The 13,012-nt window shown below is 56.9% G+C and carries 9 protein-coding genes; 8 read left to right on the top strand and 1 reads right to left on the bottom strand.

What is annotated here, in order from left to right; genetic code table 11:
- Nucleotides 1-72 precede the first annotated feature (72 nt).
- The 6 genes from radC (at nt 73) to minD (ending at nt 7,235) form a co-directional block, all read left to right on the top strand.
- Nucleotides 73-855, top strand: a complete 783-nt coding sequence (gene radC / locus BLQ24_RS04665) for a RadC family protein (RefSeq protein ID WP_090163179.1) — start codon at nt 73-75, stop codon at nt 853-855.
- 25 nt (nt 856-880) lie between these two features.
- Complete coding sequence (gene mreB / locus BLQ24_RS04660; protein ID WP_090163177.1) at nt 881-1,927, top strand: rod shape-determining protein; 1,047 nt, start codon at nt 881-883, stop codon at nt 1,925-1,927.
- A gap of 176 nt (nt 1,928-2,103) precedes the next feature.
- Nucleotides 2,104-2,910, top strand: coding sequence for a rod shape-determining protein MreC (gene mreC / locus BLQ24_RS04655; RefSeq protein WP_176755859.1), 807 nt, complete (start codon nt 2,104-2,106; stop codon nt 2,908-2,910).
- Complete coding sequence (locus BLQ24_RS04650) at nt 2,907-3,410, top strand: hypothetical protein (protein ID WP_090163173.1); 504 nt, start codon at nt 2,907-2,909, stop codon at nt 3,408-3,410. Before mreC ends, BLQ24_RS04650 begins: the two co-directional genes overlap by 4 nt.
- Before the next feature lie 15 nt (nt 3,411-3,425).
- A complete protein-coding gene (locus BLQ24_RS04645) occupies nt 3,426-6,194 on the top strand; it encodes a penicillin-binding transpeptidase domain-containing protein (RefSeq protein WP_090163171.1) in 2,769 nt (922 codons plus the stop codon).
- A 300-nt stretch (nt 6,195-6,494) separates the two neighbouring features.
- On the top strand, nt 6,495-7,235 hold the full coding sequence (minD, locus tag BLQ24_RS04640; RefSeq protein ID WP_090163169.1) for a septum site-determining protein MinD: 741 nt from the start codon (nt 6,495-6,497) through the stop codon (nt 7,233-7,235).
- Nucleotides 7,236-7,346: 111 nt separating this feature from the next.
- Here minD and BLQ24_RS04635 read toward each other — a convergent pair whose 3' ends face one another.
- Nucleotides 7,347-8,300, bottom strand: coding sequence for a hypothetical protein (locus tag BLQ24_RS04635; protein WP_090163167.1), 954 nt, complete (start codon nt 8,298-8,300; stop codon nt 7,347-7,349).
- A gap of 866 nt (nt 8,301-9,166) precedes the next feature.
- Here BLQ24_RS04635 and BLQ24_RS04630 point away from each other — a divergent pair.
- Both BLQ24_RS04630 and rny read left to right on the top strand, forming a co-directional pair.
- Nucleotides 9,167-10,279 (top strand): FtsW/RodA/SpoVE family cell cycle protein, encoded by a 1,113-nt coding sequence (locus BLQ24_RS04630; RefSeq protein WP_090163164.1) that lies wholly within the window; start codon nt 9,167-9,169, stop codon nt 10,277-10,279.
- A 440-nt stretch (nt 10,280-10,719) separates the two neighbouring features.
- Nucleotides 10,720-12,261, top strand: a complete 1,542-nt coding sequence (gene rny / locus BLQ24_RS04625; RefSeq protein ID WP_090163162.1) for a ribonuclease Y — start codon at nt 10,720-10,722, stop codon at nt 12,259-12,261.
- Nucleotides 12,262-13,012: the final 751 nt, after the last annotated feature.

The raw sequence follows: 13,012 nt of genomic DNA, 5'->3' as shown, positions 1-13,012 counted from the left end.
GCAGTGTCTGATGATCGAAGGTTCGGCGGTGCGTGAAGCAGCCTGTCCCGAAGGGGCAGAACAGGAGGTTTCATGCAGATTAAGTGTTTACCCGAAGCGGAACGTCCCCGGGAGAAGGGGGCGAACCAGGGGGTGGGAACCCTGTCCGATACAGAGCTTCTGGCTCTGATTCTGCATTCCGGCACCCGGAATCTGTCCGCCCTGGGGCTGGCAGAGAATCTGCTGGGCAGCCTGGAAAACGGTCTATGCGGTCTGGGTTCGGCGGATATCGACGAACTCCGTTCCATCCGGGGTATCGGCACCGCGAAGGCGGTCCGGCTTCTGGCGTGTGCGGAACTGGGGAAGCGGATCTGCAGCCGGGGACCGGCGGCGAGAGTGTCCATGACCGGCGCCGAAGAAGTGGCGATGTACTTCATGGAGCAGCTCAGGCACGAGACCCGGGAGCACTTTCTGGCGGCACTGCTGAATGTGAAGAATGAATTGATAACGTATGATGAAGTATCGATCGGGGAACTGAGCAGTACGATTGTTCATCCCCGGGAGGCGTTCCAGCTGGCGGTGCGGCGCAGCGCCGCAGGGGTGATTTTCATTCATAATCACCCGTCCGGCGACCCGACCCCCTCTTCGGAGGACATCCGGACCACGAAGCGGCTGATGGGCTGCGGGGAGCTGATGGGCATTCCGGTGCTGGATCACATCATCATCGGCGACGGCGTTTACACCAGTCTGCGCCGGACCGGGGTTATTCCGGGGGATTCCGGAGGCCCCGGCGACTATGTGCGGGAAGGGTGCCGGCGTTCTGCCTGCCCGTCCCGGAGAGGAAACGAAGGGAACATCTATTCACCATATAGTTAACCATAGTACGGAGGTATGATAGGAAATGGCGATGTTCAAGGTAACCACCAGAGACATGGGAATCGATCTGGGAACAGCGAATACACTCATCTACTTGAAGGATTCGGGGATTGTCCTGAATGAACCTTCTGTCATTGCGATCGAGAAGAGAACCGGGAAGGTTCTGGCGGTCGGACTGAGTGCGAAGAACATGATCGGAAAGGCGCCGGCGAACATCGACGTGATCCGTCCGCTGCAGGACGGTGTAATCTCCGATTTTGACAGTACGGCAGATATGCTGACGGCGTTCATCGAGAAGGCCGTTTCGGCAAACAAGGTGAAGAATTTCCGGGTCGTTGTCGGCGTGCCGAGCGGCGTCACTGAAGTGGAGAAGCGGGCCGTCGTGGAAGTCGTTCAGGAACTGGGCGCTTCGGAAGTGTACATTCTGGAAGAACCGATGGCGGCGGCGATCGGCGCCGGCTGTGATGTGGACAGCTCCACGGCCTGCATGATTGCCGATATCGGCGGCGGCACTTCCGACATTGCCATCATCGCACTGGGCGGCATTGTGGCTTCCACTTCCATCCGTTACGCAGGAGACAAGTTCAACGAGGCGGTCATCCAGTACATGCGGAAGCGGTATGCGCTGGCCATCGGCGAGCGGACGGCGGAAGAACTGAAGATTCAGGTGGGCACGGCGGAAATGGACCAGGACGAGAATGGTGAGGAAATCATCGAAACCACCACGGCCAGCGGCCGGGATCTGATCTCCGGACTGCCGAAGACCATCGAGGTCACGAACAAGGACATGATGCTGGCTCTGCAGGAGTCCATCGACGTCATTGTGGACGGGGTGAAACAGACCATCGAGAAGGCACCGCCGGAAGTGGCGGCGGATATCGCCCACAACGGCATCATGCTTTCCGGCGGCGGCGGACTGATCCGTAATCTGGACCGGGTGATCAACCGGGCCACCGGCATGAAGGTCACCACGGCAGAGAATGCATTTGAAGCGGTGGCCACCGGCACCGGCATGAGCCTCAACGATATTGAGAAGCTGAAGATCTACGCTTCCACCATTCAGAGAGGCTGATCATAGGGACCCGCAGGGCGGATCCGGAACTGAAATGACAGAAATGAGAGGATGCCTGCGAGAGCAGGCATTTTCGGTATATTGCACATCCCCTGCGGCGGCAGGCGGCGTGCGAAGGGATGAAAATACGGAGCGCCGGGGCGAAGGTCCGGCGCCGCCCGGGAAGGGTGAGGGATATGAATTGGATCAGAGAGCATAAGTTCATCAGTTTCCTGGTGCTGGTCATCATACTGGCGGCAGGATTCTTGATTTTTGCGGTATTTACAGGCGGCGGCAGCACCGGTGCGGGGGTGCTGGGAGGCACCGTTTTCGGGAAGATCACGGAACCGGTTGCCCGGCTGGGACAGAATATTTCCGGCGTGTTCAGCGCCGGGAGTCTCCGGGAGAAGAACGAGGAACTCTCCAGAAGAAACCGGGAGCTGCAGGAAGAGAACCGGAAACTGAGGCTCCGGGAGGATGACACCCAGGATCTGGAGGCGCTGAAGAAGGCGCTGCGTTATAAGGGAGGATCGGACACGGAGCAGCTGATCTCCGGGGACGTGACCGCCATGAACGACAGCCGCTGGATCCGCACGTTCACCATCAATCTGGGGAAGGAAGACGGTGTGAAAACCGGATCGGTGGTGGTGAACGGCGACGGCCTGGTGGGCACTGTGAAATCCGCCGGAAGGGGCTGGGCGAAGGTGTCCACAATTCTGGACAGCTCCCGGGGCATCTCTTTCTGCCTTGAAGACAGCCGGAAGACTATGGGCATCCTCCACGTCAGCACCGACGGAGAGCTGGAAGGCTATATGCTGGACGAATCGGCAAAGGTCAGGGCAGGTGACACGCTCGTCACATCTGGCATGGGGGTGTACCCGGAGCGGATCACGGTGGGAAAGGTGAAGAAAGTGACCAACGACGAAGAGGAGAAACTGAAACGCATCACCGTGGAAACGGCAGTTCAGTTTGACGGTCTCCGGAAGGTGGCGGTGCTCCTATGAGGCGTCAATGGAAAAATGTGATTTTTTATCTGATCTGCTTCCTGCTTCAGGTCTTCCTCCGGACCCTGCTGCCGGGTCTCCCGGCGGTGCCGGATGTGGTGCTGATCATGACGGCGAGCCTGATGTTCCTTTCGGAGGAGCGGGAGCAGTGGATGGTTTACGGGCTGATCTTCGCACTGATCTGGGACATGGTTTTCGGATTGTACATCGGCATGGGCTTCGCCGCTTCTCTGGCGGTGTATCTGCTGGTGCTGGCTTTCCTACGGAACTTTCAGGCGGAGGGGTTCGTCCTGTACCTGATCTACCTGGCGGCGGTGACGCTGCTGTACATGCTGCTTTCCTGGGTATTCTCCCGGATCGGCGGCGCACCTTACGGCCTGCTCTACGTACTGAAGGGGTATCCGGCCCGGGTGATCGGCAACCTGATTGCGGGACTCATTCTCTACTATTTGTCTGCCCGGGAGAATGTCAGGCTGCGGCGGAAGAACTGGTACCGCTAACAGAAGGGGTTTCCTATGAGATTCAGAAACAGACCAAGAGATACATTCAGTAACCGGTACTATGTGCTGGTGATTTTCATTGCGTTCCTGATGGCGCTTCTGGCCCTCCGGCTTTTCGTCGTCACTGTGGTGGAACACGAGAAGTGGAGCCGGAAAGCCACCGACCAGAGCACGAAGATGATCTATACTTCTGCGCCCCGGGGCGATATTCTGGACCGGAACGGAAAGGTCATCGCCACCACCCGGCAGATGTTCACCGTCACCTTCAATTCCAGCAGCCTGGACACGAAGCAGATCAACGATGCATCCCGGAAGGTGCTGAACCTGCTGGAGCAGAACGGGGACACCTACAAGGACGATTTCCCGATCCGCATCCGGAAAGACGGTTCCATGTACTACACCTACGACGTGAACAAGGAAAAGTGGCTGAAATCCGAAGGATTTCACACGGACTTCTCCCCGAGCCAGACGTTCCTGGCCATGCGCCGGCGCTACGGAATTCCGGACAGCATGTCCCGTTACGATGCGTACGATAAGCTGACAGATGTGTACAAGGTGAATGTGCCGATTTCCGTGAAGAACATGCATTACACCTACGACCAGCAGCGGACCAACTTCATCTCCAAGTGGGGGGTCTTCACGGATGATGAAGTGAAGAAGGGCGTTTCCGCAGAGAAATGCTTCCGTGCCCTCCGGAAACAGTACAAGGTTTCGAAATCCTTGAGCGACCGGGAAGCCCGGAAAATCTTTGTCGTCCGGAACAAGGTGGTGGACACCGGACAGCGCTACACCCCGGTGACCCTGGCGAAGGATGTCTCGAAGAAGACCATCGCCATGGTGGAGGAATCCGGCATCGACGGCGTCAGCGTGTCGTCCCAGTACCGCCGGTACTACCCGTTCAAGAGCTCGGCGGCCCACATTCTGGGGTATATGGGGGCGATTTCTGACAGCCAGTCGGATTATTACGTCAAAAAACGGAATTACAACAGTGACGATCTGATCGGCCAGGAAGGCATCGAGAGCCGCTACGAGAAGCAGCTCCACGGCACCCCGGGGGTTCAGAAGATCCAGGTGAATTCCAGCGGATCCTACGTCCGCACCATTTCCCGGACCAAGTCCAAGAAAGGAAAGAATGTGAAGCTGACCATCGACATGGACCTGCAGCAGGCGGCGGAGAAGGCCCTGGCCTCCGGCATCGCCCATGCCGGCGGAAACTGTCAGAGCGGCGCCGTCATCTGCATGGACGTGAAGACCGGCCAGATCCTGGCCATGGCCAGCAACCCGAGCTACGACCCGAATATTTTCTCCGACGGTATCACCACCAAGGCGTGGAAATCCGTACAGTCCGAGAATCCCCGGGACGTGATCGCACCGGCCCCGCTGTACAACAACGCCACCATGGCCTCCGTGGCGCCGGGTTCCACATTCAAGCCGATTACGGCCATGACCGCCCTGCAGTGCGGCCTGAACCCGAACACCATGATCCACGACAACAGCTACATCGAGATCGGCGGTCACAAGTGGGCGACTTCCGCCTACAACGAGGGCGGCGGCTCCTACGGCGACGAGAACCTGGAACTGGGCATCGGCCATTCCTCCAACTACTACTTCTACTGCATCGGCACCGGAAAGAACTGGGGGACCGGCGCCTCGCTGGGCTACAAAATCGGCGTCAACGACATCGTTCACACCGCCAGCGAATTCGGCCTGGGCCATGCCACCGGCGTGGAGCTTCGGGAAACCGTTTCTCCGCTGCCGTCCAAGAAGCGGAAGATGGAATCCTACGTCACCGCCTGCTGGCAGTACCTGTACCAGAACGCCCACAAGTTCTTCCCGTCCTCCGTGGCGGATGACTATAACAAACTGTCCGGAGAACTGGACACCATCTCCGCTTACGTCCGGATGGATCCGTCCTACGATCAGATCGTGGAGGACCTGAAGAAAACTGACATGAAGGCCTCCCGGATTCCGTCCGTGGCCACGGCCATCAAGTACAACTACTGCATCCAGGCGAAGTGGTCCACCGGCGACCAGTTCAACCTGAGCATCGGCCAGGGGGACAACTCCTACACCCCGCTGCAGCTGGCCACCTACATCAGCGCCCTGGGGAACGGCGGGAAATATACCCATGCCTCGGTGGTGAAGCAGGTCGGGGATCGGGTGATTGACAAAACGAAGTCGGCCCGCACGATCGACCTGAAGAAAAACACGGTGCCGGACGTGCTGAAGGGCATGCGGAAAGTGTGTACCGGCGGAACCCTCCAGTCCTTCTTCGGTTCCTATAAGGTTCCCGTGGCCGGCAAGACCGGTACCGCCCAGAACCAGGGCATCCGCCAGCCGAAGTCGGAGGTGAAGTACATCCGGTCCAACCTGGGGTCTTTGAACAGCCGGGCCCACTCCTCAGTGACCTGGTCCCAGGTGGAGAAGAACATGACCTACCTGATGCGCAAATATCCGACCCGCTACTCCTCGAAGGACGATGCGGCGGATGCGGCGGTCATGCGGGCCAGCAATTACCGGATCACCCAGACCATGATCGATTCCGGAAAGGGCTCCTACGATTACTACGCCTGGACCGAAACCCTGGCGCCATACAACAACCCGAGAATCGCCGTGGTCACCCTGCTGATCCAGGGCGGCTTCTCCAGCAACGCCGCTCCGGTGAACAAGTCCGTCATCAGCTCCTACTACAAGCTGTACAATGCGAAGACGGGCCAGCGGAAGCCGGCGAAGAAGCATGCGGAGAAGAAGAGTTCGGCGAAGAAGGATTCGACGAAGGCGTAGGCGTTCCGTTCGGAAAGGCGTAACCGTTCGGCCAAGTCGTAATCGTTCGCCCGAGCTGCGGCGTTCGGCCAAGGCGCAGCCGTTCGGCCGAGCTGCTGCGTTCGGCCAAGTCGTAATCGTTCGCCCGAGCTGCGGCGTTCGGATATTTCAACATATTGTCAGAATTCGATACATGACGGCCCGAAGTTGTGGTACAATAAAGAATATCATCGGGTCATAGCGGGTTTTCACTTCCCGCAGGAGAATATCGCACATCGGCAGATGGCATCGATATAGATAGAACAGCTATTGGAGGAAAGTATGGGACGTGTATTCATGGTAGCATCCGGAAAGGGTGGTACGGGGAAAACGATGTTTGCTGTTAACTTCGCAGCAATTCTCGCAATGCGGGGGTACCGGACCGTGATCGTTGACATGGATATGGGCCAGCGGAATGTGGACTTGTATTTCGGTCTGGAGAACAACGTGGTGTATGACGCCCATGATGTGATGACCGGCGTATGCCGCATCCGGCAGGCGCTCATCCGGGACGAACGTTTTCAGAAACTGTACATGATGAGTGCATCTCCGGTCCGGGAGGACGGGACACTGACACCGCTTCATGCCAAGGTGCTGTGTGAAAAACTCCGGGAGCAGTTCGACTACGTGATCATCGACGCCCCGTCCGGCGTGGACGACGGTCTCGTGATCGCATCCGCCGGTGCCGATGCCGCCATCATGGTCACCACACCGGAATACGCTTCCATCCGCAATGCGGATACCGTGGACAGGGAACTGGTGAAGATGGGCATCCGGGAACATTACCTGGTCATCAACAACCTCAGAGTTGAACTGATGCAGGAGGGGTACATTCCGTCCCTGCGGGAGATCAATTCTCTGATGCTGCCGGAGTTCGCCGGTGTCATCCAGCATGACGAGAACATCAACATCTCCACGAACCTGGGCATTCCGATTGTCATGAAACCGGACACCTACATCCGCAGAAATTTCGAGGCCATTGCGGACCGGATTCTGAACGAGCCGGACCAGAAAGACGAATAGAGCCGCAGCGATCGAGGAAAGATCCGTCGATCGGGTGCTGTTGCCAGCCGCCGGGGGCGGCTGGCTGTTTTTGTCATTAGAAGCCCCGCATCGGATGCGGGGCTCCATTTGTCATCGGGCAACGGACAGAATGTACCGGAGCTTCCTCGCCAGCGCATTGGTGTCCGTCTTTCCGTCCGGTGCGTCGAAAGTCAGAAACAGATTCCTGTCCGGCTCGAACCCCGCTTCAATCAGCTCGTCCATTCTTCTCCAGAGCAGATTCCGGTAGTTCGGCTGGTCCATCATGCCTGCGTGCTCGATGTACGCCGCCGTCAGCCCCTCGGGCGCCAGCACACAAAAATCCACATGCAGCACCCGTCCTCCCGCCGCCACCGGTTCCTCGTACCGGAACTTCGCCCCCATGTCCCGCAGCAGATCAGCAATGATCGCCTCCGACTTCGAGCGCACCAGTGTCCCATCCCGGGCGTGGTTCGTCAGATCTCCCGCAAACCGCTGGTCCATCATCCATTCCACCCGGCTCCGGCCGATCCGCCGCTCCAGTTCTGCCCGCTCCGGCGGCGATAGCTGCTCTAGCATTTTCAGCCGTTCGACGCCGTTTGCCCGCATGACGGCCGGCCCCACTGCTTCCGCAAGCGCCCCGTTGATTTCCTGCTGCGTCAGCCATCCCGTCGGCGCCTCTGCTCCAAGTTTGACAAAAAATTCCCGCTCCACCGCTCGGTAAGGCATCCTCAGCCGTTCCAGCACATCCCCCGGCCGGTTCGGCTGATACGTTTTCAAAGCCCGCCGCAGCAAGCTGCGGTTTCTCTGGGCCGACCGCCCGAGCTCCCGATAGAACCGGCACGCCCTCGTCCTCCGGATCGCCTGCCTCCTGACCCGGGCATCACGGAAACTGGCCGCATTCTTCGTCCCGGCTTCATATATAATGACCGACTTCTTCTCCGAGTCACTATACTTCAGCCGGTAGTTCGCCACGTCTTCCAACCGCCGCATCTGCTCGACCGCAATCTTCAGCAGCCGGCTCTGCTCCTCGTATTCTTCCTGAAGCAGCTCCCGGAAATCGACCATCTGCACCACCTCCTGACAATCCTATCGACACGGTCATGCAACTGGAAAAATATGTATGTACCGATTATAACATGGGCTTCCAGTAAATTCCAGTGATTTTAAAAAGTCGTTCTTTTTCCTTAGTACTTCAGCTTCCACTTCGGCAGTTATGCGAAGAATCGCCTAATTGCGATTAGATTGTCAGTTCTGATCATGATTAGAAAATGCTAGCGGGCACATTCAGCTATGCACAGAAGACGACGGGTGCGGATCTGCGAATAAATCGTTTTTCGCACTTTTCATAATCGCGATGATAAATCTCAAAGGTGCGGAATTCGGAAAAAGTGGATTATCGCACTCGAAACCGCGTGACGGGGGGTGCGAAAACAAAAGAAAATCCCGATTAATTTATCTTCCGACCCTGCGAGGGTGCGGTTTGGAGAAAAATTAGATTTCCGCACTTGGGCCGCCGGATGAATCGTATACGTTCTGGGTGAGATGGATAAAAAATTACTCAGCTGCCGATCGAATTTCCGGGTGCATTGGTGGTGCAGCGGTGGAATGAACGGACAGATCGGAGATTGCATACGATGTGGATGATTTGAGTAAAATAATTACGGTGTAAGAATCTGGTGATCGGACAGCCCGGTGCGGAAACGGAAATTTTTGTGATTCCGCACCCGGGAGAATCGTGTCGTCCCTGATTTTCAGTTGAATCGGCCTGGAAGGGGTGCGAAAATGAGATTTTTTGCGGAATCGCACCCGCCGCCCGCCAGCACCCGCCGACCGCCAGCGCCTTGGCCGACCGCCCGCACCTTGGCCGACCGCCTGCCATCCGCCCCCATCTTCATCTGGCGCACGGCTTCGGTTTGTGGTATGATAGCAGAATGATTATCAGATTGGTGAAAAGTATCAGGAATGCGGATAAGATTTCGGCGGGCATTGTCGCTGTTCTGGCGGTGCTCAGTATTTTGATGGTGGGGAGCACCGCAATCTCTACCACCGGTTTTTGGTGCCGGGACACGATTGTGCAGACCGGGGCCTACATTATCGGGCTGGTGCTGGCAGCGGTCATTATGGTGGTGGATTACCACGCTTATAAGGGATCGATCCGGGGACTTTATGTTTTGTCGCTGCTGCTGCTGCTCTCGGTATACATCCCGGGACTGGGCGTGGAGCAGTTCGGAGCGCGGTCCTGGATCAACCTGGGGATTACAACGGTGCAGCCGTCGGAGATTGTGAAGATTTTGTTTGCGCTGATTATGGCGGAATACCTGGATACGCACCGGGACGAGCTGTACAGTTTCCGGGGGCTGGTGCGGGCCGGGATTGTGGCTGCGCCGATCATTGCCATTGTGCTGAAGGAGGATCTGGGGAGTGCGCTGGTGTTCATGACGATGTGGCTGGCGATGGTGTTTTTTGCGGGACTGAGTCTGAAGGTCTTCGCCCGGTTCCTGGTCATTGTGGCGGTGCTCATTCCGCCGGCGTATTTCGTGATGGCGGATTATCAGAAGGAGAGAATTGCGTCCTTCCTGCACCCGAACAATCTGGGGCTGGCGGGAAACTATCAGGTTTATGAGTCGAAGATCGCCATCGGCTCCGGTGGGGTATTCGGCAAAGGTCTGTTCCACGGAACCCAGAAGGAACTGGATTTCATTCCGGTTCAGAAGTCGGATTTCATCTTCTCGGTGGTGGCGGAAGAACTGGGGCTGATCGGCGGGCTGATTCTGATCGGTCTGTTCCTGTGGCTCATGATCCGGTTCATGCGGGTGGCCATCGAGGCTGTGGACCTGTACGGCGCCCTGATTGTGGTCGGTTTCATCGGCATGTTCATCTTCCAGATCTTTGAAAATATCGCCATGACCATGGGTCTGATGCCGGTCACCGGCATTACGCTGCCGTTCCTGAGCTACGGGGGCTCCTCCATCATTGCGAACATGATGGCATTCGGCTTCATCATGACAGTCCATGCCCGGAGCCGCAACATACGCTTTAATTGATTTACGAATTGATTTTCTGACAAAAAACGGGCGGACCCTCCGTTCGCCCGCCCGTGAATCGGTATTGACATCCCCTTCGGCCCGCACTTATAATATTAATGATACAGGTATATTATGAAGAAGCCAGTGCAGGGGTTAGCTGCCGGTGGCGGCCGCCGCCTGAGGCTTCCGAGATATATTTCGTTCATTTTATATAGATGAAGGGTGGACCCCGACTGCGGCGGGCGTGTTATCGCAATTAGACGATGCTTTTGACTGCGCCGGTCGTTGATATATATTCCCGCAGTGTGCGGGACCATGTATTTAGAGCAGCAGAGTTGAACCCGGCAGAGTGCCGGTTTTTTCTTTATGTGAGCGGACTCACATCCATTCTTTTGTCTATCGACAACCACTACCAACTGAGAGAACCAAGCAACACTGAAAAGAGGAGGTGTTAACCCATGTCTCCGATTATAGGAGTCCTGCTGGCTGTACTGGGCCTTGGCATCGGTATTCTCATCGGCTACATTATCCGGAAGAATATCAGTTCGAAGACCATTGGCAGCGCCGAGCAGCAGGCTATGAACATCGTGCAGAGTGCGAAGAACCAGTCCGAGACCATCCGTAAGGAAGCCGAACTGGAAGCGAAGGAAGAAGCACACCGCATCCGGGATGATGTGGACCGGGAAGTGAGAGACCGCCGGAGCGAAGTGTCCCGCCAGGAACGCCGTGTCCAGCAGAAGGAAGATCAGGCTGACCGGAAACTGGAACAGATCGAGCGCCGGGAGAACCGGATCACCCAGACCGAGAAGGAAATTGAGAAGAAACAGCAGAAGGCCGACGACCTGCTCCAGCAGCAGATGACCGAGCTGGAGCGGATCTCCGGCTACACCGCCGAGGAAGCGAAGCGGATCCTGCTGGAGGACGTTGAGAAACAGTGCCGCCACGAAGCATCCCAGATGATCCAGGATATCCGCACCGAAGCGAAGGAAGAGGCGGACGCCAAGGCGAAGGAGATCATCACCGGCGCCATCCAGCGCTGCGCTGCCGATCACGTGGCGGAGAGCACTTTGTCCGTGGTCAACCTGCCGAACGACGACATGAAGGGCCGCATCATCGGCCGGGAAGGCAGAAACATCCGGGCCATCGAAAACGCCACAGGCGTGGACCTCATCATCGACGACACACCGGAAGCTGTGATCATCTCCGGCTTCGACCCGATCCGCCGGGAAATCGCCCGGATCGCCCTGGAGAAACTGATCACCGACGGCCGCATCCATCCGGCGAAAATCGAAGAGATGGTGGAGAAGGCCCGCCGGGAAGTTGCCCACACCATCAAGGAAGAGGGCGAACAGGCCACTTTCGAAGTGGGCATCCACAACCTGCATCCGGAGCTGGTGAAACTCCTGGGCAGACTGCATTTCCGCACCTCTTATGGACAAAACGTACTCAAGCACTCGATCGAAGTCTCTCATCTGGCAGGTCTCATGGCAGGAGAACTGGGCCTGAACGTGAAACTGGCGAAGAGAGCTGGCCTGCTGCATGATATCGGAAAAGCCCTGGACCACGAGTACGAGGGCACCCACGTGGATATCGGCATCCAGATCCTGAAGAAATACAAGGAATCCGACGCTGTCATCAACGCAATGGCCTCCCATCACGGCGATTACGAGCCGAAGTGCATGGAAGCCGTGCTGATTGCAGCTGCCGACGCCCTTTCTGCCGCCCGTCCGGGCGCCCGGAGAGAGTCCCTGGACGTTTACGTCAGAAGACTGGAGAACCTGGAAGAGATCGCTAACACCACGCCGGGTGTCTCCAACTCCTACGCCATCCAGGCCGGCCGGGAGATCCGTATCATCGTCAATCCGGACGAGGTTCACGACGACGAAATGGCTTTGCTCGCACGGGACGTATCCAAGCGGATCGAATCCGAACTGGAATACCCGGGCCAGATCAAGGTCAACGTGGTTCGGGAGACCCGGGCCGTGGATTACGCGAAATAATCATATTGACTTATGGGCCGCTGCCCGAACCTGAGGGTTCGGGCAGCGGCTTTCGCATAGGTGAGGGAGAAGTACGCAGTGCCATTGCACTGCGGGATTGTGAGGGAGAGGTGCGCAGTGCTGCGCACTGCGGGATTGTGAGGAAAGGTGCGCAGTGCCATTGCACTGCGGGATTGTGAGAAAGAGGTGCGCAGTGCCATTGCACTGCGGGATTGTGAGGAGAGGTGCGCAGTGCCATTGCACTGCGGGATTATGAGAGAGAGGTGCGCAGTGCTATTGCACTGCGGGATTGTGAGAAGAGGTGCGCAGTGCTGCGCACTGCGTTTCTATTTCGGTGTGCTTTCGTGCGTTAAATTAAGAAAGTGAAAATGACGAGAAAACGCCGAAAAATCCCCCAACTCAGGGCTTGAAAGAGTATGCAAGGTGCGGAATCAATCATTTCGGGGGATTCCGCACCTGAATTTCGAATTCCGGGGTGCGAAAACGAAAGAAAAACATGAATTAAATATTCGGCGCAGGATCATAAGTGCGAAAACGGCCGTTTTCATCATTTCCGCACCTGCAGGGGGGCGGCGTCCGTATAATGGTGTAAATTGAAAAATTAAAAAGAGCCAGGTGCTCGACCTTTAGGTATAATGAAAATCGACCAAAATCACCATTAATACCAAGGAAGGAGAACACGATGGCTCAACTCAATATTACATTGAATCAGGAGGAAATTCTACAATTACTTTCCGTGGATCGCGATGAA

It is taken from the genome of Eubacterium pyruvativorans, assembly GCF_900102225.1.
GTDB lineage: Bacteria > Bacillota > Clostridia > Peptostreptococcales > Anaerovoracaceae > Aminicella > Aminicella pyruvativorans.
The sequence above is the reverse complement of the archived record's forward strand: the minus strand, read 5'-3'. Positions and strand labels throughout refer to the sequence as shown.